The sequence below is a fragment of the Caulobacter radicis genome (genome assembly GCF_003094615.1).
GTDB classification, from domain to species: Bacteria; Pseudomonadota; Alphaproteobacteria; order Caulobacterales; family Caulobacteraceae; genus Caulobacter; species Caulobacter radicis.
Genome location: NZ_QDKO01000009.1, coordinates 394,610 through 416,964, shown reverse-complemented (window position 1 = coordinate 416,964; position 22,355 = coordinate 394,610). Strand labels below are relative to the sequence as shown.

The window sequence follows — 22,355 nt, the reverse complement described above, 5'->3', positions numbered from 1 at the left end:
TCCGCCGCGCCCAGTCTCGCCCCCTCCACCACTTTGTGGTCCCCCTCCCCCGCGAGCGGGGAGGAGCTTTGACAACAGAAAGGCCGAAGCCTGCCTGGCGCGGGGGACGGCCAAGCGGGCTCCGGCCCAGGACGACCGGCAGGAGGATGGCCGGCCGTCAGTTCCCCGAGGTGGGGATCCCTAGAACTTCTTGCGCAGGCTAAACTTGTAGGTCCGGCCCAGCGGGTCACCGGTGAACGGGTCGTAGCCCAGGTCGAGCCGGGCGTAGGACGGGTCCTGGTCGAACAGGTTGGTGATCGCCACCGTCGCCGTCGTTTCGCGCGGCAGCAGCACTCGCCAGGCCAGATCGGTCAGCACCTGGGCGTCGATGGTCTTGCCGCTGGCCACGGTCACCGCCGCGCCGGTCGTGTCCTTGTAGGCGCCGGTCGCGAACGGCGCGACGCGCTGGTCGTCGTACTTGCCGATGTAGTGCACCGTCAGGCGCAGATTGTGGATCCCCCGGCTCCACTCGGCGAAGGCCTGGCCCTTCCATTCGGGGATCGGCACCACCGTGGTCTGGTAGTTCAGAAGGCCCACCGCGTCGAAAGCCTTCTCGACCACCACGCCCTCGACCGTGGTCGCCCCCACCTCGTACTTCTGCACCCAGGTCGCCGTGCCGCCGACGGCGAGGTCGCCGCCCAGCACGCCGGCGAAGCTGTAGTCGGCCGAGAAGTCGAAGCCCGAGTTCTCCACCGGCGCGCCGTTGATATAGAAGGTCTTCAGCCGCGCGATATTGGCCGGCGAGCCGCAGGCGCCGTTGAAGGTGAAGCGCGCCACCAGGGCCGCATAGGCCGGGTCGGCGCAGTTGTTGGCTCCGGCCACCCCGTTCGGATAGATCGCGTTGGTGATGCCGGCCACCGGCTCGGCCACGATCGGGTTTCTGAAGTCGAACCGGAAGTAGTCGACACTGGCCTTGAAGCTGCCGGCCTTGAACAGCAGGCCCACATTGTAGGTGTTGGCCTTCTCGGGCTTCAGGTTCGGATTGCCGAAGATGTCGACCGCCCGGAATACGCCCAGAATGCCCTGCAGCGAGGTCACCGAGGTGGTGGTGGTCAGGGGATCGGGCGGCCCGCGGAAGGTCGAGCCGGCCGAGGCCCGCACCGCCATCCAGGGCGTGGCCTGCCAGCGGACCGAGGCCTTGGGGTTGAAGGTCGAGCCCACCGCCCCGCCATAGTCCTCGTACCGGGCCGCCAGCTGGGCCTGCACCGTCTCGGTGATCGGCAGGCTGAGCTCGCCGAAGGCGGCCACGACGTCGCTCTGGTTATCCGACGGCGTGCCCACGCCCAGGAACATGAACGGCCCGTTCCGCGCCGAGCCGGTGCAGGTGGTCACCCCGAAGTCCGGCGTGTTGACGCACGGATTGATCAGGGCGTTGGAGATGTCGTTGTAGGTCGCCGTGAAGTAGCTGCGGCGGTACTGCATCCCGGCCGCCCAGGCGATGTCGCCGCCCGGCAGGCTGATGGTCGTCTTGCCGTTCAGCACCGCCTCGGCGACGAACAGTCGCGAGGTCTGCTTGGTCGACAGCTTCTGGAAGAACCAGCTGGTCAGCTCCTTGCTGTTGGCTAGGCTCGAGACGTAGCCCGGATTGGCCACGCCGGTGATGGCGTTGCTGGGCAGGGCGCTGGCGAACGGGTTGAAGTACATGCAGCCGCCGACGCCGGGCGTGCCCTGGATGCCGGGGGTCGAGGGACTGCTGTCGCAATTGGGCCCGCCCAGTCCCCGCAGCGCCAGGGCGTAGCGGTTGACCAGGGTGTCGTAGCCGGTGCGGATGCCCACCTCCTGCGAGTAGGTCACCGCCGCCTCCCAGCCGATCCCGTTGCTAAACTCGCCCTTCAGGTCGGCTGACACCCGATAGGCGTCGAACGAGCGCGAGCCGATCGACGGGCCGTAACCGAAGGCCGGGTTGCCGCCGATGCCGAACGGCCGGTTGGCGACGTTCAGCGCGCCGCCGGCGAAGATCGTGCCGGGCACGGTGGTCTGGGCGCCGGTGCCCAGGTTGGTCAGCATCACCGTCGGGTTGGCGGCCATGAAGGCGATCAGGCCCGGATTGGTCGCCGGCACGAAATAGCGCCCGGCCAGCTGCGGGATCGGCGCCACCTCGGCCGTCGGCACGGCCAGCGCCGCATAGGACGGCGAGGTGTTCCAGTCGGGCACGTCGGTATGGGCGTACAGCGCCTCGACGTGGAACTTGGTGGTCTCCGAAAGCCGGGCGTTGATCTCGCCATAGACCTGCACGGCGTTGGACTTTTCCACCAGGTTGTCGAACGGCGTGTAGTGCCAGTAGCAGACCGGCGTCAGGCCGCTGAAGCCGGGATAGCCGCCCAGCCCCGCGCAGGCCGGGTCGCGCAGGCCGCTGGTGGTGCTGGCCACGGGGATGAAGCTCGAGGGGCTGCCCGCCGCCGACCATCCCGCCTCGGGATTGGACAGGTAGGGCTGGTTGGCCCAGTCGCGCTCGGCGACGCTGAGCTTGGAACGGTGCTGCCAGCCGATACTGATCAGCATGTCGCCGTTGTCCCACGGCTTGCCGTAGGTCAGGTTCAGGCCGTAGTCGCCGTCAGAGCCGTCGATCGCCCGGTAGTCGGCCCCGACCTCCAGCCCGTCGACGTTCTTCTTGGTGATGAAGTTGACCACGCCGGCGATGGCGTCCGAGCCATAGGTCGCCGCCGCGCCGTCCTTCAGCACCTCCAGCCGGCCGATGGCGGCGGCGGGAATGATGTTGGTGTCGACGATGCCGGCCCCGGCCGAGGCCAGCGGATTGATCGCCAGGCGCCGGCCGTTCAGCAGCACCAGGGTGCGCTGCGAGCCCAGACCCCGCAGGTTCACAGAGCCCGAGCCCTCCGAGCCCTGAGCCCGGCTGTCGAACTGGTTGGTGTCGCCCAGCACCCCGCTCGACACCGACAGCGACTTGATCAGCTCCACCGTCGAGGGCGAGCCGCGCTTCTGAAGTTCCTCGGCCCCGATCACGTCGACCGGCAGGGCCGCGTCCTCGGGCGTGCCGCGAATGAAGGAGCCGGTGACCACCACCTCCTCGACCTGCGTACTTTCCTGGGCCCGCGCCGCCCCCGCCGTCGCGGCGAGCGTCGCCGCCAACGCGCAGGCCGAGCCCGCGCGCAGATAGGTCTTCCTGGTCATCTTCCCTCTCCCGGTCTCTCTTCTTTTTCGGAGCGCTTGGGCGAGGACGGATCTCTCTCAGGTCTCGGCGAAATCCTCCGCGCGCGATGACGACGCACGGCCGCCCGCCGCGCCATGGTCACGCTTTTCGAAATTGGAAGATGCGAACTTGGATGCCGACAACCTTGGGACCCCCCTCTCGCCGGATACTTTGTACGCAAAGCTTTTCAACTGCCCGAAACCACCGCGAACCGCATCAACGGTGAGAGTCGAACGAATGTTTCGATGATTGGGTATGTTTTTCCGAAACGTCAACCGCTCGTAATCGAGCGGCAACGAAAGCCGCCTGCGGGCCGCTTCGAAAAATCGTCGCGTTCGGCTGCCAGCCTGCTGACAGATTCGGGTGGTCGCCGTGCGAACAGAGGTGCGACCGTCCTACGTAGTGACCGCAAGCATGGGAAAATCCGTCCGCGTCTTGGCGAGACGGGCTTTTTTCTTGTGAATAGTCGCCCTAATTGAGCGAACGACGGTCCAGTTCGTCCGTTTAGGGGCGGTCGTCCGGAAGTGGGGTAATTCTTGATGAGTTTCGACGCGACCGCCGATCGCCGACGTCCGGCCGCGCGCCTGATCGCCCAGGTCGGCCTTGCGGCGGGCGTCAGCCTGGCCGCCCTGGCCCTGGCCGGCTGCAACGCCACCGCGCCCCGCACGCCCGACACCCGCCTGCCCGCCGCCTTCGAGGCCCCGGCCGGAACGCCCCTGCCCGCCGCCGCCCTCGACCAGTGGTGGACGCAGTTCGACGACCCGCAGCTGAGCGGCCTGATCGCCACGGCCCTGGAAAAGAGCCCCGACGCCCGCAGCGCCGCAGCCGTGCTGGAAGAGGCCCGCGCGGTGCGCAAGGGCCAGATCCGCCAGCTGTTCATCCCCTCGGGCCAGATCAAGGGCGCGGCCAGCCGCCAGCACACCGACATCCTCGACCAGAGCGGCCAGGGCTTCACCCTCGGCGGCGACACCGACAATTACAGCGCGGGCTTCGACGTCTCGTGGGAGCTCGACTACCTGGGCCGCCGCAAGGCCGGCCTGCAAGTGGTCAACAACGACCTGGCCGCCGCCCGCTTCGCCTATGAGGGCGCCCGCGCGGCCCTGGCCGCCAACGTCGCCCAGTCCTATTTCGAGGCCAAGGGCCTGGCCGTCCAGCTGGAGGACGCCCGACAGAGCGCCCGCATCAGCCAGGGCCTGCTCGACCTGGCCGCCGAAAAGGCCCGCCGGGGCCTGTCGGCCGGGTCCGAAGCCGACAGCGCCGCGGCCACCCTGGCCCAGTCCCAGGCCCAGGCCGCCGACCTCGAGGGCCAGTTGCAGGCCGCCCGCCGCAGCCTGCTGATCCTGGTCGGGCGGGGGATCGACCCGCTGGCCAGCCTGGACGTCGACGCCGCCCTGGCCGAGCCGCCGGCGATCCCGGCCGCGGTGCCGGGCGAGCTTCTGGCCCGTCGCCCCGACGTGCGCGAGGCCCAGGCCCGCCTGGCCTCGGCCGCCGGCAATCTCAAGGTCAACCAGAAGGCCCTGTTCCCGACCTTCACCCTGACCCCCGGCCTCGGCTGGGCCAAGAGCGTCTCGCCTGCCTTCAACTTCGGTCAGGGCGGCGCCGGCGGCGGCACGGTGTCGACCACCACCGGAACCTGGACGCTGGGCGGCAACGTCTCGGTCCCGCTGCTCAACATCCCCCAGCTGCTGGCCGAGATCGACGCCCAGGACGCCCGCACCGAACAGGCCGCCGTCGCCTACGAGAAGTCGGTGCAGACCGCCTATGGCGAGGCCGAGAACGCCATGGCCCAGCTGGCGTCGGACAATCGCCGCGTCGCCCTGCTGAAGGCCGGCGAGGCCCGCGCGGCCAACGCCTACGCCGCCAGCCGCAAGGGCTACGCCGCCGGCCTAACCGACCAGACGACCAACCTGCAGAACGAGCAGAACTGGCGCAGCGCCCGCACCGCCCTGACCGGCGCCCAGACCCAGGCGCTGCTGCGCGCAGTGCAGACCTACAAGGCGCTGGGCGGCGGCTGGTCTCCGAACGCGCCCGCGCCCCTGCCTCCACGGGCCGCCAGCCAGCCCGCCGACATGTCTTCCGAACGCGCCTCGCGATGAGAACCCAGACCATGACGATGAACTCCGCCCGCGCGCTCGCCCTGCTGACCGCGTCCGCCCTGGCCCTGACCGCCTGCGGCAAGAAGGACGACGACAAGGCCGCCCCGACCAGCCAGGCCCGCGCCGTCAGCGTCGGCCAGGTCGAGACCCGCCCGCTGGGCGGCGGCATCGAGGCCTCCGGCGTGCTGCTGGCCCGCGACGAGGCCGTGGTCGGCTCGGAGCTCTCCGGCTACCGCGTCGCCCGCATCTATGCCGACGAGGGCGACTATGTCCGCGCCGGCCAGCCGCTGGTGCAGCTGGACGCCACCCTGCTGCGCGCCCAGATCGACCAGCAGGCCGCCGTCGCCGCCCAGGCCCAGGCCGAAGCCGCCCGCGTCTCCGGCCTCGACGGCCAGGGCGTGCTCAGCCAGGAACAGATCGAGAGCCGCCGCTACACCGCCAAGGCCCAGGCCGCCTCGCTCAACGAACTGAAGACCCGCCAGAGCCGCATGACCATCGTCGCCCCCGTCGGCGGCCGGGTCATCGAGCGCGGCGTCAAGCCCGGCGAGATCTCCGGCGGCGGCACGACGCCGTGGTTCCGCATCGTCCGCGACGGCCTGGTCGAGCTGGAAGCCGACGTCAACGAGCAGGACCTGGCGGGCCTGGCGGTCGGCCAGCCGGCCACCGTCACCCTGCCCGGCGGCCAGCAGGTCGCCGGCGCCATCCGCCTGGTCAGCCCGCGCGTCAACGCCGACACGCGCCTTGGCAAGGTCCGCATCCGCCTGCCGGTGCGCGAGGACCTGCGGGCGGGGGGCTTTGGCAAGGCGACCTTCGGCGCCTCGGGCCAGGCGGTCACGGCCGTGCCTGAAACCGCCATCCGCTACGACGCCTCGGGCCTGTCGGTGGTGACCGTCGACGCCAACAATCGCGCCAAGCAGGTTGCGGTCCGCACCGGCCGCCGCGGCGGCGGCTGGGTCGAGCTGGTCCAGGGCCCCGCCGCCGGCACGCGCGTCATCATCGGCTCGGCCGCCTTCGCCGGCGACGGCGACCTGGTGAAGCCCCAGCCCGTCACGGCCGCCCAGAAGGCCGCCAACTGATGTCCGAGCTTCGCATCTCAGCCTGGTCGATCCGGAACCCGATCCCCGTCGCGGTCCTGTTCATCGCCCTGATCATCGCCGGCGTGGCGGCCTACCTGTCGCTGCCGGTCAAGCAGTTCCCGAACGTCACCTTCCCGGCCGTCACCGTCTCGGTCACCCAGAGCGGCGCCGCGCCCGGCGAGCTGGAGACCCAGGTCACCCGCCCGATCGAGGACGCGGTCTCGGGCATCTCCAACATCAAGACCATCCGCTCGTCGGTGACACAGGGCGCCTCGACCACCACCATCGAGTTCGAGCTTGGCGAAGACCTGCAGAAGGTCACCGACGAGGTCCGCTCCAAGGTCGACCAGGCCCGCGCCAGCCTGCCCAAGGAGATCGACGAGCCGATCGTCCAGCGCCTGGAAATCGACAGCGCCCCGATCATCACCTACGCCGTCTCGGCCCCGGCGATGAGCACGGCCGAGCTGTCGTGGTTCGTCGACGACACCGTCACTCGCGCCCTGCAGGGCGAGAAGGGCGTGGCCCAGGTGGCCCGCGTCGGCGGCGCCGAGCGCGAGATCAACGTCATCATCGACCCGGCCCGCATGGCCGCCTTCGGCGTCACCGCGCCTCAGCTGAACCAGGCCCTGGCCAATTTCAGCCTCGACGCCCCCGGCGGCCGGGCCACGGTCGGCGGCCGCGAGCAGACCCTGCGCGTGCTCGGCGCGGCCAACACGCTCGACCAGCTCAAGCAGATCACCATCCCGGTCGGCTCGCGCTACGTGAAGCTGACCGACGTGGCCGACGTCGGCCAGGGCGCCGGCGAGGAGCGCGGCTTCGCCCGTCTCGACGGCAAGCCAGTCGTCGCCTTCCAGGTCATGAAGACCCGCGAGTCCAGCGACGTGCAGGTCGAGGATCGCGTGAAGGCGGCCGTGCTCGCCCTCGAGGCCAGGAGCAAGGGCGTCAGCTTCACCAAGATCTACTCCACCGTCGACGAGACCCGCGCCAGCTTCAAGGCCACCGAGCACACCCTGCTGGAAGGCATGCTGCTGGCCTCGCTGGTGGTGTTCCTGTTCCTGCGCGAGTGGCGCGCCACCCTGATCACCGCCATCGCCATGCCGGTGTCGCTGATCCCGACCTTCGCCTTCATGGCCATGGTCGGCTTCTCGCTGAACGTCGTCACCCTGCTGGCCCTGACCCTGGTCATCGGCATCCTGGTCGACGACGCCATCGTCGAGATCGAGAACATCGAGAAACGGGTCTCCAAGGGCGAGCGGCCCTACCAGGCGGCGATGGAGGGGGCCGACGCCATCGGCCTGGCGGTCGTGGCCACCACCTTCACCATCGTCGCGGTGTTCGTGCCGGTGTCCTACATGCCCGGCATCCCCGGCCAGTTCTTCAAGGAATTCGGCCTGACCGTCGCGGTTTCGGTGCTGTTCTCGCTGGTCGTGGCCCGCCTGCTGACCCCGCTGCTGGCCGCCTACTTCCTCAAGCCGTCGAAGGACCCGCATCCGCGCAAGCCGTTCGAGGGCCTCTACCGCAAGAGCCTGGACTGGGCGCTGGACCACCGGATCATCAGCTTCATCCTCGGCGGGGTGCTGACCGTCGGCTCGCTGGTCGGCGCCGGCTTCCTGGCCTCGATCGGCGTGCTCCCCGTCGGCTTCCAGCCGGCCGGCAACGCCAACTACTACTACATCAAGCTTCAGGGCCCGCCCGGCGCGACCGTCACCGACATGGACCGCACGGTCCAGGCCGTGACCAGGATGTTCAAGGCGCGTCCCGAGACCGAGCACGTCTTCGTCCAGGTCGGCTCCAACATCGCCAGCGGCTTCGGCGGCCAGAGCGGCGCCGACGTCCGCGACGGCACCGTCACGGTCGTGCTCAAGGGCGACCGCAAGCTGACCGTCACGCAGATCAAGCAGGAGATCCGCGCCGGCCTGCGCGACATTCCCGACGCCCGCGTCAACCTGCAGAGCGACTGGGGCGCGGCCGACATCCAGAACATCATCACCTCCGACGACGGCGCCGCCCTCGACAAGGCCGCCCTCGACATCGAGCGTGAGATGCGGTCGCTCAAGACCGTCGCCGACCCGCGTCCGTCCTCGCCGCCCAGCGGTCCGGAGATCGTCATCCGGCCGCGCGCCGACGAGGCCGCGCGCCTGGGCGTCTCGGTGGCCGACATCGCCGCCATCGCCCGCGTGGCCACGGTGGGCGACATCGACGCCAACGTCGCCAAGATGACCCAGGGCGAGCGCCGCATCCCGATCCGTATCCGCCTGCCCGACGGCGCGCGCTCAGACCTGGCGGCGATCGGCGCCCTGCAGGTGCCCACCGCCAGCGGCGGCGCCACCCGTCTCGACAGCGTCGCCGACATCGACTTCCAGGCGGGTCCCGCCAAGATCGACCGCTTCGGCCGCAAGCGGCAGCTGACCATCGAGGCCGACCTCAACGGCGAGGCCCAGTTGGGCCAGGCGCTGGAAGAGATCGGCAAGCTGGAGACGATGAAGAACCTGCCCGCCGGCGTCACCCCGGCCTCGGCCGGCGACCAGGAGGCCTTCACCGAGCTGTTCAGCGGCTTCGCGGTCGCCATCCTCTCGGCCATCGGCCTGGTGTTCGGCGTGCTCGTCCTGCTGTTCCGCAGCTTCTTCAAGCCGATCACCATCATCTCGGCCCTGCCGCTGGCGATCAGCGGCGCCCTGGTGGCGCTGGTGGTCTGCCGCCAGCCGCTGTCGATGCCGTCGCTGATCGGCTTCCTGATGCTGATGGGCCTGGCGGCCAAGAACTCGATCCTGCTGGTCGAATACGCCATCGAGCAGGAGCGCGCCGGCATGACCCAGCGCGAGGCCCTGATCGACGCCTGCCACGAACGGGCCCGCCCGATCGTCATGACCACCCTGGCGATGATGGCCGGCATGCTGCCCACCGCCCTGGGCCTGGGCCAGGGCTCGGAGTTCCGCCAGCCCATGGCCGTGGCCGTGATCGGCGGCCTGATCACCTCGACCCTGCTGTCGCTGGTGCTGGTGCCGGTGGTCTACGAGGTCATCGACGATTTCGAGCGCTGGATCACGCCGAAGCTCTCGCGCCTGACCACGCCGCGTGAGGCGCCTGGGGCGACGGCCTCGCCGGTGGATCGGCTGTAGTAGAACCTCCCCCCGTGGGGGAGGCGGCCGAAGGCCGGTGGGGGGAAGGCGTCAGCCTCCTCCCCACCGGCCTTCTTCGTATCTACGCCCCCACCGATCGCTCCGCGATCGCCTCCCCCCGTGGGGGAGGTTCCCTCACGCCAGCACCGTCGTCTCAGGCCCGACCACCCCGCCGCAGGCCGCGCACGTCACCACCGCCTCCAGCGGCTGGCCGCACGGCCCATGGGTCAGCACCTCGGGCGCACCTTGCGGCCCCGCCAGCCAGCGATCGCCCCAGGCCATCAGCGTCACCAGCAGCGGAAACAGCTCGCGCCCTTCGTCGGTCAGCCGGTACTCCCAGCGCTCGGGCCGCTCCTGGTAGCGCACGCGGTCCAGCACTCCCAGGGCCGTCAGCCGCGCCAGGCGGTCGGACAGGATGTTGCTCGCCGCGCCCAGCTCGGCCTGCAGGTCGGCGAACCGGCGCAGGCCGTAGAACGCCGCCGCCACCAGGTGCGAGGTCCAGCGGTCGCCCAGCACGGCGATGGCCCGCTCGGCCACCGGCGGGACGCCGCCCTCCCCTTCCACGATCGAGCGCCGCTGGGCGCGCGGGCCCGGCGCGGGGTCGAGACCCGCCCCCGGCCCCGGGGCCACGGTCGTGTTGCGCGCGGTCACCGCCTCGCCGCAGGCCTTGCAGGTCAGCTCCGCCACCAGTTCGCAGCCGCAGGTGCGGTGCATGACGCGATGGGCCGGGTCACTGGGCGCCTCACCGCGCTTCTGGTCCCAGCGCAGGATCATCAGGGCGGCGGCGAACAGGTCCAGCCCCTTGGCGGTCAGGTGATAGCCGTGCCGGACGGGTCGCTCCTGATAGGGCCGCCGCTCCAGGATCCCAGCGCCCTCCAGCCGGCCCAGCCGGTCGGTCAGCAGCGAGCGCGCCATGCCGGTATGGGCCACGAACCCGTCGAACCGGCTGACGCCCCGGAACGCCGCGTACAGCGCCAGAAGCGTCCAGCGGTCGCCGATGACGTTCAGCGCCCGCGCCGCCGAGCTGGCGCGCACCGAGCGGAAACTGTGGTTTTCGGGCGACATCTTCCCCTTGGTGCGAGCGTTCGCGGCCGCCTGTCAATCTTGGCCGATTGCCTCGCCGACAAGTAGCTTTTATAACGAGACTAACAAGAGCGGGGACGGGTAATCTCGCCGGCGCGGAGGCAGCCATGGTCTACATCCTGGGGGGATGGCAGAGCGACTTCTCCGCGAACTGGTCGCGCCAGGGCTGGGGCCTGGCCGACGCGTTCGGCGAGGCGGTGGCGCAGGGACTTGCGGCCACCGACCTCGCCCCTTCCGACATCGAGACCGGCCACGTCGGCAACTTCGCCGGCGAACTGTTCGCGGGCCAGGGCCTGCTGGGCGGCTTCTTCGGCCTCGTCCACCCCGACCTCGACGGCCTGCCGACCATGCGCCACGAGGCCGCCTGCGCCTCGGGCAGCTGCGCCGTCCTGGCCGCCGCCGCCGAGATCGAGGCCGGCCGCTACGGCCTTTCCTGCGTCGTCGGCATCGAGCAGATGCGCAACGTTCCCGGCCAGCAGGCCGCCGAGCACCTGGGCGCGGCCGCCTGGACCGGCCACGAGTTCCAGGACGCCCGCTTCCTGTGGCCCGCCGCCTTCTCGGATCTCGCCGAGGTGTACGACCAGCGCTTCGGCCTGCGCTACGAGCACCTGATGGCGATCGCCGAACAGAACTTCGCCAACGGCCGTCGCAACCCCAACGCCCAGACCCGCGACTGGCGCTTTTCGCCCGAAGCCTTCACCGCCGACGACGTCGCCAATCCGGTGGTCGAGGGCCGCACCCGCAAGCAGGACTGCGGCCAGGTCACCGACGGAACCGCGGTGCTCTTCCTGGCCTCGCCCGAGCGCGCCCGATCCTACGCCGACGTCCGCGGCATTCCCCTTGAAAGCCTGCCGCGTATCAAGGGCTGGGGCCATCGCTCGGCGCCAATCCCGCTCGACCGCAAGCTGGCGACCAGCCGTGAGGGCGGCCACGTCTTCCCGCAGGTGCGCCGCGCCGTCGAGGACGCCCGCGCCCGGGCCGGCATCGCCCACCTGTCGGACATCCACGCCGTCGAGACCCACGACTGCTTCGCCATCACCGAATACATGGCCATCGACCACCTGGGCCTCACCGCCCCTGGAGAGGCCTGGAAGGCGATCGAGGCCGGCGACACCGCCATGGGAGGACGCTTGCCGATCAATCCCTCCGGCGGCCTGATCGGCGCGGGCCACCCGGTCGGCGCGACGGGCGTGCGCATGGCGCTCGACGCCTTCAAGCAGACGACGGGCACGGCCAACGACTACCAGGTCGACGGCGCCCGCACCGTCCAGACCCTCAATATCGGCGGCTCGACCACCACCACGGTCAGCCTGGTGATCGGAACCTGACATGCTGCAACTCCTGCTGGTCGACGCCGCCGTCTCGGCCGCCGCCTTCCTGGCGCTGTGGCTGATCTCGCTGAAGATCCGCGACGTCAGCTTCATCGACGCCTGGTGGGGGCTGGGCATGGCGTTGATCGCCTGGACCGCCTTCCTGCAAGGTCCGCCGACGCCGCGCGGCATGCTGCTGACGGCGATCTGCACCGTCTGGGCCGCGCGCCTGGGCGGCTACCTCTTGTGGCGCTGGCGCAAGCACGGCGCCGACCGCCGCTACGTCGCCATGCTGGCCCATGCCGAGAAGGAACGCGGCTGGAGCTTCGCCAAGACCTCGCTGCTGCTGGTCTTTTCCCTGCAATACGTCATGCAGTTCGTCGTCGCCCTGCCGGTGCAGCTGGGCCAGGCGCCTGGCCCGCTCGGCCCGCTGGCCTTCGCCGGCGCGGCGCTCGCCGTGGTCGGCATCGCCTTCGAGACCGTCGGCGACGCCCAGCTCGTCGCTTTCAAGGCCGATCCCGCCAACGCCGGCAAGGTCATGGACAAGGGCCTGTGGCGCTACACTCGCCACCCCAACTATTTCGGCGACGCCTGCACCTGGTGGGGCCTGTTCCTGATCGCCGCCGAGGCCCTGCCCTGGGGCCCGGCCTCGATCCTCGGCCCGATCCTGCTGACCTTCACCCTGATCCGCTGGAGCGGCGTGCCCACCACCGAAGGCCGCCTGAAGAAGACCCGGCCCGACTACGCGGCCTATGTGGCGCGGACGTCAGGGTTCGTGCCGTGGTTTCCCCAAAAAACACCTCTCCCATAGGGAGAGGGAGGGGCCCAGGCGAAGCCTGGGAGGGTGAGGGGTTAGGAACCCTGGCCGCCCTGCCCGAGATCGTACCGGCACGCCGGCCGACCGTGTAACCCCTCATCCTCCCACGCCTTCGGCGCGGGCCCCTCCTTCTCCCTCTGGGAGAAGGTTTAGCGAAGCTCCCCCCGCCCCGCCCACACCGAGTGCGTCCCGCTGCTGATCTTGTGCGGCAGCGCGATCCGGCACGCGGGCTCCATCGTCCGCGCATCCACCACCAGGCACTCCGAGGTGCCGGTGTTCTCGTCGATGATGAAGCTGACCAGCCAGCCATCGTCCTCGTCGGTCGCGCCCGGCCGTCCTGCGAACGGCGCCTCGCTGGCGTAGCGGCCTTCGGGCAGCTTCAGGCTCCAGCTCTCGCCGGTGACGAGGTCGTGCTTGACGAAGCCGTCGAACAGGAACCAGCCCGGCTTTGCCGTCGTCGAGTACGCATAGCGATAGGGCTTGCCCGCCCAGGCCTGGTTGAACATGCCGAACTCCAGCACCCGGTCGTCCAGCCGCTGCTCGACCGTCTCGCCGGTCGCCAGGTTGAACCGCCAGCGATGGAGCTTGGGCCGGAAGCTGTGCTCGTCCAGATAGGCCATCAGGTGGGCGTACTGCTCGGGCGCGTCGGCCAGCGGACGCGGCGTCGGGTTCTCCTGGAAATAGCCGTCGACCACCACCTCGTCGCCTTCCTCATAGGCGTTGAGGAAGTGCAGCACGTAGGTCGGCGCGGCCTCGAACCACCGCGGCTGCCCGCCCTGGCGCGGCACCAGGGCGAAGCGCGACGGCAGGCCCTTGTGCAGGCGCACCGCGTGGATGTCGCGCTCCAGAAGCCCTGCGTCCCAGAACACCGGCAGGTCGTTGAGGATCGCCCAGTTCTGGCTGAACGCCATGTCGTGCGGCAGGCGCGGCCCCGGCAGCGGCACGGGCTGATAGAGCGTCCGCCGGCCCGAGGCGTCGACGACGCCGAAATGCATGTAGGGCGCGTGCTTGGAGTAGTTGAAGAACAGGAGCTCCCCGGTCGCCGGATCGACCTTGGCGTGGGCCGACACCCCGTCCAGCGGCGCCCACGCGGCCGGTCCCAGCGTCTCCAGCGTCAGCGGATCCAGTCGATAGGCCTCGCCGCACTGGTAGAAGGTGGCGATCGCCTCGCCGCCGTGCACGACGATGTCGGTGCTGGCGGTGTCCTTCAGGGCCCCGTGCGCGCCGAAGCCCGGCCGCAGCGACACCCCCGGTCCGTCGGCAAGCCCGCCCCACAGGCTCTGGCCCGCCTCCTGCTCGGCTTCGAAGCCGCGCGTGCGGATGAAGCGGTTGCGATAGCGCGCCGTCCCGCCCCGGAACTCGATCTGGTGGACCATGCCGTCGCCGTCGAACGGATGGTAGCGGCCCAGCGGCTCGTGCGCCGGGTTCTCGGTGTTGCGCAGATAGACCCCGTCCAGCTCGGGCGGGATCGCGCCCTCCAGCACCATCAGGTCCTCGGCGTCGAGCTCCTCGTGCTGCGGCGTCCAGGCGCCGGTCATGTAGGGATGGTCGGTGACCCCAAGCGAGGTCTTCACCGATGGTTGGCGCGCGATCTTCATGCCGTCCTCCCCAGGCTGGCGGGGGAAGCCTAGACCATCAGTCTCGTTATGCAAGCGCCTTCGACGAACGTCGATTGCTGCATCGCACCCAAAAGAAAGGCCCGCGAGCCGGAGCGCGCGGGCCATTTCCTCGAGGGCCCCGAAACCGGGACGACCGCGGCCAGATTACAGGGCGGCGCGGTTCTTGTAGGCCGAAACGGCCAGAGCGATCAGGCTCAGCATGGAAGATCCAGTCATCTTGCGTCGCCGGGACCGGATTGCCCCGACGCCGGGGATATAAGATGACAACGTTGTCAAATCAAGGCCGCATGCTGCGACGCAACAACGCATGACAGACAAAGAACCTCCCCCTGTGGGGGAGGCGGCCAAAGGCCGGCGGGGGGCCGTTTTCAGCTTCGATGGACCAGCCGGTTTTCCACTCACTCCCCCCACCGATCGCTGCGCGATCGCCTCCCCCACAGGGGGAGGGTCCTAGGAGCTCCTCGCCTCCTCGCCCATGAACACCACCTTGGCCCCCTTCTCGACCGCCTTGCCCAGCTGCGCAGCGTCCCAATTGGTCAGGCGCACGCAGCCGTGCGAGGCGCGCTTGTTGACCAGCTTGGGGTCGGGCGTGCCGTGGATGCCGTAGGTGTCCTTGGTCAGGTCGATCCAGGTGCCGCCGACCGGATTGTTGGGGCCGGCCTTGATGGTCAGCTTGCCCTTGGGCTTGCCGAAGGTCAGGCGCGAGGGATCGTAGGTGTAGGTCGGGCGCGGCGCGACGGTGTTGACCGCCAACTCGCCGCTGGGCGCCGGGCGCTCGGTGCTGCCCACCGTGGCCGGATAGACAGCCTGCAGCACGTCCTGGTCGTCGAAGGCCCGCACCTGGCCGTTGGTCTTGTCGATCTCGATCCGCGTCACCCGCGCCGGCAGTTCGGCCGGGCCCAGGGCCGCGACGGCGATGCGGGTTCCAGCCTTGGTGAAGTCGGCTCCGGGGTTCAGCGCCTGCAGCAGCGCCTCGTCCATGTGGAAGCGCTCGGCCAGGACCTCCAGCGGGCTCGTGTAGGACAGCGCCGGCAGCTTCGCCATCGCCTCGTAGTCGTCCTTGGGGATCACCTTGACGAAGGGTCCCTTCACGTCTTCGGCCGTGATCACGTAGTCGGTCAGCACCGGCCCGCCGTCGGCCTCGATCAGCGCCTTCCACAGGTCCGCCGTCACCTGGCCGTCGACGGTCAGGCCCCGCGCCTGCTGGAAGGCCTCGATGGCCAGCCGCAGGTTCGTGCCCGTCACCCCGTCGATCGATCCCGGCGAGAACCGGGCCCGGTCCAGCAGCACCTGCACCCGAACCAGCGACGGCGCGATCATCGATGGGTCGGCCGGCGGGGCGTCCTGGGGACCGGCCGCCTCGACCGCCTGGGCCAGGGGCGAGCGGCCATTGGCGGCCGGGGCGGCCTTCTGCTGCGGCGCGACGGCGGCCGGCGGCGGCGCCTCGGCCTTGTCCTCGCCCTTCGAGCAGGCGGCCGCGGCCAGGGCGCATCCGGCCATCAGGGCCGCGAGACGGAAGGTCGAAGGCATCGCATACTCCACGCACGAGGAACGTCTTGCCGTTCTCAAGCCTTGAGCCATGGCGAAGTTCCGAAAGGCGGGTGCGCTTGGCTTCACGATGGCGGAAGGGAACGAAAGAGCGGCGGCGCGGCCGGCGGCTGGGGCTGACCTTGCTCGTCCTGCTGCTGGCCGGCTGCGCGGGGGTGGGCGCGTGGCTGGCCTGGCCGACCTCGGGTCCGCCGCCCGTCGACCCGCCTACCGGCGACGAGACCCCGGTCGAGCCGACCACGCAGTACGTGCCCTCCAACGACCCGCCGTCGGCCCCGCTGTCGCCCCTGCCGCTCGACGAGACCTGCGAGGCCGCCGCCCCCGCCGGCGCGGCCGAGGCCAACGCCGCCGGCCTCAACACCCTGGCCTGGGCCCCGTTCGGGCGGGCCGAGACCGGCTGGGTCATCTACGCCCCGCGCATCGGCGCCGAACTGGCCACCGCCTGCGGCCCGGGCACGACCCGCTTCGCCGCCGCCCTCGCCCGCTGGCAGGCCGGCCACCGCCTGCCGCAGACCGGGGTGCTGGACCAGCCGACCTTCGACGCCATGAAGACCCGCTGGACCCTGGCCCGCCCCTTCGCCGCCATCAATGCGCGCGGCGAATGTCCCAACGCCCCCGCGCTCGCCGGCCTTTCGACGGCCAAGGCCGACGAGGCCTATGGCGGCAAGACGATCCAGCTGCGTCCCGGGGCGCTTGAGGCCTATCGCCGGATGGTCGAGGCGGCGCGCGAGGACGGCGTCGTCACGAGCCGCGACCCGCGCGTACTGACCATCTTCTCGGCCTTCCGCGACCCTGCCGCCGACGCCGCCCGCTGCGCCCGCGACAACAACTGCCAGGGCGTGACCCGCACCATCTGCTCGGCCCACCGCACGGGCCTGGCCATGGACGTGTTCATCGCCGCCGCCCCCGGCCATGGCCCCGACTCCAGCGCCGACGACAATCGCCGCGCCATGGCCCGCTCGGACGTCTATCGCTGGATGGTGCGCAACGCCGGCCGCTTCGGCTTCGTCAACTACGTGTTCGAGCCCTGGCACTGGGAATGGACCGGCGAGCCGCCCCTGCCCGGCGTGCCGATCTCAAGCCTTCCTCAAGACGGATCACAACCACTCGATCAGGGGGCAGGCACGCCTCAACCCGGCCTGAAAGGCTTACTACCTAGGAAGAATGAAGTTCGCTGACGCTCATACACCCGGCCGGCGCGAGATCCTGGCCGGCCTGCTCGCCCTCCCCGCTGGGCCCGTCCTGGCCGCCCCGCGCGTGGTCGCCCCGCCGCGTCCGCCGGTTGTGACGGTGCTGGGCGACTCAATCACCGCCGGCCTCGGCGTGCGTCCGGGCGAGGCCATGCCGGCCCGCCTGCAGGCGGTGCTGGCCGCGCGCGGCCTTTCCGTCCAGGTCCGCGCCGCCGGCCGCAACGGCGACACCAGCGCCGGCGGCCTGGCCCGCCTCGAAGGCGCGCTGGGCGGCGACACCGCCGTCTGCGTCGTGGCCCTGGGCGGCAACGACCTCTTGCAAGGCCTGCGGCCGGAGGCCACCCGGGCCAACCTGCGCGCCATACTGACCCGCCTGCGCGAACGCCGGATCCCCGCCGCCATCGCCGGCGTCAACGCCCCGGCCCTGCTGGGCGCCGACTACGCCCGCCGCTTCAACGCCGTCTTCACCGACCTGGCCCGCGATTTCGCAGCGCCCCTGCTGCCCAACCTGCTGGCCGGCATCGGCGGCTCGCGCCGCTACATGCAGAGCGACGGCATCCACCCCAACGCCGAAGGCGCGCGGGTCATCGCGGCCAACCTGGCGCCGGTCGTGGTCCAGGCGCTGGCGCGCAGCGCCCAGGTGGCGGCGCGGTAGGAAGATGCTCCCCCTGAGGGGGGAGCTGTCGCGGAGCGACTGAGGGGGAAGTTGCAGCGGCATATCAGCGGCCGCTTCCCCCTCCGGCCCTTCGGGCCACCTCCCCCTTCAGGGGGAGGATCTAGAGAAACCACTCCACCGCCACCAGCACCACGCCGGCGATCCACGCCGTCTCGACCACCATCAGCGCCACGGGCCGCCAGCCGGCGGTCATCACGTCCTTGAACGAGGTCTTCATGCCCAGGCCCGCGATCGCCGTGACCAGGCACCAGCGGCTGACCTCGGTGGCCGCGTCGGCGCCAGCCTTGGGCAGCCAACCGAAACTGTTGACCGCCACCAGGGCTGCGAAGGCGACCAGGAACAGCGGCAGCTGGGGCCTCGCCCCGCCGCTGCCGCCCGGCAGCATCCGCGCCGCAAGGAAGGCGATGACGAACACCACCGGCAGCAGCATCGACACCCGCAGCAGCTTCACATAGGTCGCCACGTCGCCGGTGTGCGGCGAGATCATGTAACCGGCCCCCACCACCTGGGCGACGTCGTGGATCGTGCCGCCCAGGAACACGCCGGCCTTGGTCTGGTCGAGATGCAGGGCCGCCGTCAGCAGCGGATAGGTGATCATGGCGATGGTCGACAGCGCCGTGACCACCACCACCGTCAGGATGGTGTCGCGCTCGCCGTCCTTGTCGCGCGGCAGCACCGAGGCGATGGCCAGGGCCGCCGAGGCGCCGCAGATGCCCACCGCCCCGCCCGACAGCACCCCGAAGCCCTGCCGCAGGCCCAGGCGCTTGGACAGGAACGCGCCCAGCAGGATCGTCGAGACCACCGCGATCACCACCGTGACGATCGGCGTGATCCCAAGGCTCAGGATCTGGCCGGCCGTGATCCGCGCCCCCAGCAGGGCGACGCCAAACCGCAGTATGGCCTTGGACGAGAACTCGATGCCCGGGATACAGCGGCCTTCCTGGTGCAGGAAGTGGAAGGTCATGCCCAGCAGCAAGGCGAACAGCATCACCGGCGCGCCGTAGTGCTGCGACAGCCAGGTCGAGGCGAGAGCGATGGTCCCCGCCACCAGCACGCCGGGATAGAGCTTGATCAGCGCCGCCTGGCCGGGAAACCGCTCCCTGGCCTTCAGGGCCGGGGCCGGCTCGGGACGGCTCAGCCCCTCCATGCCCTCCAGGGATTGGAACAGCGCCCGCGCGGCGGCCGCGTCGGTGTCGAGATCGGAATGCATCGCCAGGCCCTTTGACGAGTCGCCGTGCCGACGACGCCTTCCGTCTGGACCCGGAGCGCAAGCCGCACAAGACCCTCCCCCTGAAGGGGGAGGTGGCCCGAAGGGCCGAAGGGGGGAAGGCTCTGCCGAGGTTGGAGAAGGTTGCTGGCTCTCAAGCCACATCCCCCTCCGTCGGCTTCGCCGCCACCTCCCCCTTCAGGGGGAGGATCTGCGCAGCGCCGCCAGCGCCGAGATGTAGGCCTCCATCAGCCGCACCAGCTCGTCCTCCAGCGCCTGCGGGTCCAGCGCCAGGCCCGGCTCGGCGGCGGCCGCCCGCAGCAGGCCGACGGCGGCGTGGGTCAGGACGAAGGCCGCCTCCGGCGTCAGCTCGATCTGTAGCCGCGCCTTGCCGGCGATCGAGGCGAGGAACGCCTGGTGGTGCTCTTCCAGCACCGCGTCGCCGCGATGGAACATGGCCCCCAGCAGCGCCTGCCGCGTGGCCGGCGAGCCCTCGAAGCCGTTCATCAGCGCCCGCACGATCGGCCGCACGCTGCCCAGGTCCGGCCGCTCGATCAGGGTCTGGGCGATCGTGTCGCGCACCGCGCTGGTCCGCCGCTGGGCCAGGGCCGCCAGTATGTCCTGCTTGTCGGCGAAGTACTGGTAGACCGTGCCGACGCTCACCCCCGCCCGCTCGGCCACGTGATTGGTGGTCAGCCGCTCGGGCCCGCCGCTCTCCAGAAGCTGAAAGGCCGCGTCGAGAATGGCGTCGACCGTGGCCTGCGCCCGCCCCTGGCTTGGCGATCGCCGTTTCTTTTCAGTCACTTGCCATCGACCTCCGCGCGCCCGCCGCGCCGAACGGCAAGGCGAGTAGGAACATGAGCAATGCTTACATACGCTTGAGGCCGAGAATAGAGGTCCCTCCCCCGGGGAGCCGACCGGAAGGAGCCCAGATGATCCGTCCCATCGACGAAGTCCGCGCCCGCGTCGCCTCGCAGAAGACCCTGCTGCCGGGCTTCTACGGCAAGATCGATTTCGACCGCACGCCCGAGCGCTTCACCGAGGATCCCGCCTTCGCCGTCGCCCGCGACCGCAACCCGCTGGGCGTGTCGGTCAGCCAGGACGACCTCGACCGCGTGCGGGCCTACACCATGCTGGGCGACATCGTCGCCGACGCCTACGCCGCCCTGATCCCGCAGTATGGCTTTCGCCGGCTGATAGACATGCTGGTCACGGCCTGCGAGCGCGGGATCGACGCCGTGCCCGACGCGCCGCCGGAACTGGCCGCCTTCATCGCCGAAATGGAAGCCGCGCCCGACTGGATCGACATGGACCTGGTGCGCGAGGGCCAGCGGCTCGACCGCAACGCCGCCGCCCACCTTGGCCCCTTCGCCATCCGCGGCGCGTTCGTGGCCACCTTCCTCAACAAGTATTCGGCCCTGCCCATGGCCCTGACCGGAACCCTGGGCGCGGAAACCGCCGCCAAGCGGGTCAACGAGACGGCCGCCTTCTTCACCACCACCCTGCTGCCGGGCTCTCTGGACCGCCACGGCGAGGGCTTCAAGGCCGCCGCCATGGTGCGGCTGATGCACTCGATGGTCCGCTTCAACGCCCTGCGCTCAGGCCGCTGGAACGCCGAGGTCTACGGCGTGCCGATCCCGCAGGTCGACCAGATGCCGGCCGGGTTGATCCCGATCTTCCTGATGTCGTTCCAGATGCTGCGCAAGGGCCGCCGCAGCTTCACGCCGGCCGAGCGGGCCAAGGTCGAGCTGGCCCGGTATCGCTGCTTCCTGCTGGGCCTGCCGCAGGACCTGCTGGCCGACACGCCGGAGGGGATCGTGCGGATGATGACGGCTCGCGACAGCACGCTTCGCCGAGGCTTCGACGACGAGACCTGCGGCGCGCTGATCCGCGCCACGCTCGACGCCTACCTGCCGCCGGACGAAAGCCCCGCCAACCGCCTGCACGACCGCATCGAGCGCCGCTTCGCCAAGGCCTTCTTCCTGCGCCACTTCATGCGCGGCGACCGCAAGCGCGCGGCGAGCATGGGCATCGAGGTGACCCCGGCCGACGAGGCGACCTTCATCGTCGTGGCCCTGCTGGTCACCTTGCAGATGAAGGCCTTCGACCTGGCCGACCGCCTGCCGGTGCTGCGCCACGTCGCCGACGCGGCCATGGTCCACCGGATCCGGACCCTGCTGAAGCGCTACGGCCACGCCGAGTTCACGACGGATGCGGCGAACTACCGGCCGACGAACGCGAAGGCGGCATAAAGATCCTCCCCCTCTGGGGGAGGTGGCCCGAAGGGCCGGAGGGGGGACGTTTTCAACCGCCGCAGCGGTGGCCGTCCTCCCCCCACCGATCGCTACGCGATCGCCTCCCCCACAGGGGGAGGTTCCTCGAACCTCAGTCCGCGTCGTCGAACGCGTCTTCGCCCGCCGTCTCTTCCTCGCCGGTCAGCGCCGTGTCGAGGCTGTCGATGATCTCGTCCATCTGCTCGGACGTGATCGAGACATAGATGTTGTCGCCGCCGACGGCCGAGACCAGCAGGCGGTAGCCGTCTTCGGTTTCCTGCAAGGAAAAGGTTTCCAGGGGCTGCAGCTTGGCCATGGGCGGCGTCTTTCGTCTGGGGAATGCGAGGCGCGGATGTAGGCCCGAGACGCCGTCAGTTCAACGGACGTCCTTCACGCCACCCCCTTCAACGCCCCTCGCCGCAGCAGCGAGATGTGGCAGGCGATCAGCACCTCGCGCTCGACCCACGGGAAGTCGGCGCGGGCGATCAGCAGCGACACCAGGCCGTGCAGCCCCGCCCACAGGGTCTGAGTGATGCGCTGGACGTCGTCGTCATGGGTCAGGCCAGCGTCGCGCACCTCGCCCACGATCTCGGCGAAGCGCTGGAAGGCGCCGATGCCGGCCATCATCGGCCGGTCGCCGACCCGCTCCTTGTAGGTCCCGTCCAGCCCCTTCTCGACCATGAAGGCCACGCGATAGGCGTCGGGGTTTTCGAGGCCGAAGTCGACATAGACCCGCAGGGCCCGCTCGAAGCTCTCGGCCGTCGGCGTGAAGTCCGCCCGCGCGGCCTCCATGCGTTCGACCAGGATCGCGAAGGCGCGGATGCACAGCTCGGCGGTGATGTCGTCCTTGGTGGCGAAATAGGCGTAGAGCGCCGGCTGCGAGATGCCCACCGCCTCGGCGATCTGGCGGGTCGAGACGGTGTGCAGGCCCTTGGCGCTGAACAGCTTCAGCGCCGCGTCCAGGATCTCCTCACGGCGCTCGGCGCCCTGGCCCTTGGGCTTGCGGGGGGAACGGACTTTCGGCGCGGTCATCGTCCCTCCTTTCCGTGTTCGGTCCGCCTTGACAACCCACAATAATCGATCAGTGATAACTTATCACCGATCGATGATGAGGGCGAGGGCGATGGACGGGGCGCGTGCTGGTTATGGAG

The 22,355-nt window shown here is 70.3% G+C and carries 15 protein-coding genes and 1 pseudogene; 8 read left to right on the top strand and 8 right to left on the bottom strand.

Features of this window, described 5'->3' with window-relative positions; all coding sequences use genetic code 11:
• Positions 1-180: 180 nt before the first annotated feature.
• Positions 181-3,486 (bottom strand): annotated as a pseudogene (locus tag DDF62_RS04250) (TonB-dependent receptor).
• Between the two features lie 243 nt (positions 3,487-3,729).
• On the opposite strand from DDF62_RS04250, the gene DDF62_RS04245 reads away from it, so the two are divergent.
• From DDF62_RS04245 to DDF62_RS04235, 3 genes are read left to right on the top strand one after another with little or no spacing between them, the layout of a single operon-like run.
• Positions 3,730-5,286 (top strand): efflux transporter outer membrane subunit, encoded by a 1,557-nt coding sequence (locus tag DDF62_RS04245; protein ID WP_116487946.1) that lies wholly within the window; start codon positions 3,730-3,732, stop codon positions 5,284-5,286.
• An 11-nt stretch (positions 5,287-5,297) separates the two neighbouring features.
• Positions 5,298-6,362, top strand: a complete 1,065-nt coding sequence (locus DDF62_RS04240) for an efflux RND transporter periplasmic adaptor subunit (protein WP_116488209.1) — start codon at positions 5,298-5,300, stop codon at positions 6,360-6,362.
• Positions 6,362-9,481 (top strand): efflux RND transporter permease subunit, encoded by a 3,120-nt coding sequence (locus tag DDF62_RS04235; RefSeq protein WP_116487945.1) that lies wholly within the window; start codon positions 6,362-6,364, stop codon positions 9,479-9,481. Before DDF62_RS04240 ends, DDF62_RS04235 begins: the two co-directional genes overlap by 1 nt.
• Before the next feature lie 135 nt (positions 9,482-9,616).
• Here the strand turns inward: DDF62_RS04235 and DDF62_RS04230 are convergent, their stop codons facing one another.
• The gene (locus DDF62_RS04230; protein WP_116487944.1) at positions 9,617-10,546 is read right to left on the bottom strand and encodes a winged helix-turn-helix transcriptional regulator; all 930 of its coding nucleotides are present in this window, start codon (positions 10,544-10,546) and stop codon (positions 9,617-9,619) included.
• Positions 10,547-10,671: 125 nt separating this feature from the next.
• Here DDF62_RS04230 and DDF62_RS04225 point away from each other — a divergent pair, with 125 nt between their 5' ends.
• Both DDF62_RS04225 and DDF62_RS04220 read left to right on the top strand, forming a co-directional pair.
• Positions 10,672-11,892 carry an acetyl-CoA acetyltransferase gene (locus tag DDF62_RS04225; protein WP_116487943.1) on the top strand — a complete coding sequence of 407 codons (1,221 nt, stop codon included), beginning with the start codon at positions 10,672-10,674 and terminating at the stop codon, positions 11,890-11,892.
• A 1-nt stretch (position 11,893) separates the two neighbouring features.
• Positions 11,894-12,685, top strand: a complete 792-nt coding sequence (locus DDF62_RS04220; protein WP_116487942.1) for a DUF1295 domain-containing protein — start codon at positions 11,894-11,896, stop codon at positions 12,683-12,685.
• 155 nt (positions 12,686-12,840) lie between these two features.
• Here DDF62_RS04220 and DDF62_RS04215 read toward each other — a convergent pair whose 3' ends face one another.
• Together DDF62_RS04215 and DDF62_RS04210 are read right to left on the bottom strand one after the other, a co-directional pair.
• A complete protein-coding gene (locus DDF62_RS04215; protein ID WP_116487941.1) occupies positions 12,841-14,289 on the bottom strand; it encodes a carotenoid oxygenase family protein in 1,449 nt (482 codons plus the stop codon).
• A 471-nt stretch (positions 14,290-14,760) separates the two neighbouring features.
• Entirely contained in the window at positions 14,761-15,840 is a 1,080-nt protein-coding gene (locus tag DDF62_RS04210) for a L,D-transpeptidase family protein (protein WP_116487940.1), read from the bottom strand.
• Between the two features lie 140 nt (positions 15,841-15,980).
• Between DDF62_RS04210 and DDF62_RS04205 the strand changes: the two genes are divergently transcribed.
• A complete protein-coding gene (locus tag DDF62_RS04205) occupies positions 15,981-17,036 on the top strand; it encodes a D-alanyl-D-alanine carboxypeptidase family protein (RefSeq protein WP_244286695.1) in 1,056 nt (351 codons plus the stop codon).
• Positions 17,023-17,703 (top strand): arylesterase, encoded by a 681-nt coding sequence (locus tag DDF62_RS04200; protein ID WP_116487939.1) that lies wholly within the window; start codon positions 17,023-17,025, stop codon positions 17,701-17,703. Before DDF62_RS04205 ends, DDF62_RS04200 begins: the two co-directional genes overlap by 14 nt.
• A 121-nt stretch (positions 17,704-17,824) precedes the next feature.
• Here DDF62_RS04200 and DDF62_RS04195 read toward each other — a convergent pair whose 3' ends face one another.
• Both DDF62_RS04195 and DDF62_RS04190 read right to left on the bottom strand, forming a co-directional pair.
• Positions 17,825-18,934 (bottom strand): YeiH family protein, encoded by a 1,110-nt coding sequence (locus tag DDF62_RS04195; RefSeq protein ID WP_116487938.1) that lies wholly within the window; start codon positions 18,932-18,934, stop codon positions 17,825-17,827.
• A 195-nt stretch (positions 18,935-19,129) separates the two neighbouring features.
• A complete protein-coding gene (locus DDF62_RS04190; protein WP_116487937.1) occupies positions 19,130-19,735 on the bottom strand; it encodes a TetR/AcrR family transcriptional regulator in 606 nt (201 codons plus the stop codon).
• A gap of 128 nt (positions 19,736-19,863) precedes the next feature.
• On the opposite strand from DDF62_RS04190, the gene DDF62_RS04185 reads away from it, so the two are divergent.
• On the top strand, positions 19,864-21,183 hold the full coding sequence (locus DDF62_RS04185) for an oxygenase MpaB family protein (RefSeq protein WP_116487936.1): 1,320 nt from the start codon (positions 19,864-19,866) through the stop codon (positions 21,181-21,183).
• A gap of 133 nt (positions 21,184-21,316) precedes the next feature.
• On the opposite strand, the gene DDF62_RS04180 is transcribed toward DDF62_RS04185, so the two are convergent.
• Positions 21,317-21,520 (bottom strand): hypothetical protein, encoded by a 204-nt coding sequence (locus tag DDF62_RS04180; RefSeq protein ID WP_101718719.1) that lies wholly within the window; start codon positions 21,518-21,520, stop codon positions 21,317-21,319.
• 74 nt (positions 21,521-21,594) lie between these two features.
• Complete coding sequence (locus DDF62_RS04175) at positions 21,595-22,236, bottom strand: TetR/AcrR family transcriptional regulator (protein ID WP_116487935.1); 642 nt, start codon at positions 22,234-22,236, stop codon at positions 21,595-21,597.
• Positions 22,237-22,355: the final 119 nt, after the last annotated feature.

Bases quoted from the DNA above. Each gene is read 5' to 3' on its own strand.
- DDF62_RS04245 (WP_116487946.1), top strand. From the start codon at position 3,730: ATGAGTTTCGACGCGACCGCCGATCGCCGACGTCCGGCCGCGCGCCTG.
- DDF62_RS04240 (WP_116488209.1), top strand. From the start codon at position 5,298: ATGACGATGAACTCCGCCCGCGCGCTCGCCCTGCTGACCGCGTCCGCC.
- DDF62_RS04235 (WP_116487945.1), top strand. From the start codon at position 6,362: ATGTCCGAGCTTCGCATCTCAGCCTGGTCGATCCGGAACCCGATCCCC.
- DDF62_RS04230 (WP_116487944.1), bottom strand. From the start codon at position 10,546: ATGTCGCCCGAAAACCACAGTTTCCGCTCGGTGCGCGCCAGCTCGGCG.
- DDF62_RS04225 (WP_116487943.1), top strand. From the start codon at position 10,672: ATGGTCTACATCCTGGGGGGATGGCAGAGCGACTTCTCCGCGAACTGG.
- DDF62_RS04220 (WP_116487942.1), top strand. From the start codon at position 11,894: ATGCTGCAACTCCTGCTGGTCGACGCCGCCGTCTCGGCCGCCGCCTTC.
- DDF62_RS04215 (WP_116487941.1), bottom strand. From the start codon at position 14,289: ATGAAGATCGCGCGCCAACCATCGGTGAAGACCTCGCTTGGGGTCACC.
- DDF62_RS04210 (WP_116487940.1), bottom strand. From the start codon at position 15,840: ATGCCTTCGACCTTCCGTCTCGCGGCCCTGATGGCCGGATGCGCCCTG.
- DDF62_RS04200 (WP_116487939.1), top strand. From the start codon at position 17,023: ATGAAGTTCGCTGACGCTCATACACCCGGCCGGCGCGAGATCCTGGCC.
- DDF62_RS04195 (WP_116487938.1), bottom strand. From the start codon at position 18,934: ATGCATTCCGATCTCGACACCGACGCGGCCGCCGCGCGGGCGCTGTTC.
- DDF62_RS04185 (WP_116487936.1), top strand. From the start codon at position 19,864: ATGATCCGTCCCATCGACGAAGTCCGCGCCCGCGTCGCCTCGCAGAAG.
- DDF62_RS04180 (WP_101718719.1), bottom strand. From the start codon at position 21,520: ATGGCCAAGCTGCAGCCCCTGGAAACCTTTTCCTTGCAGGAAACCGAA.
- DDF62_RS04175 (WP_116487935.1), bottom strand. From the start codon at position 22,236: ATGACCGCGCCGAAAGTCCGTTCCCCCCGCAAGCCCAAGGGCCAGGGC.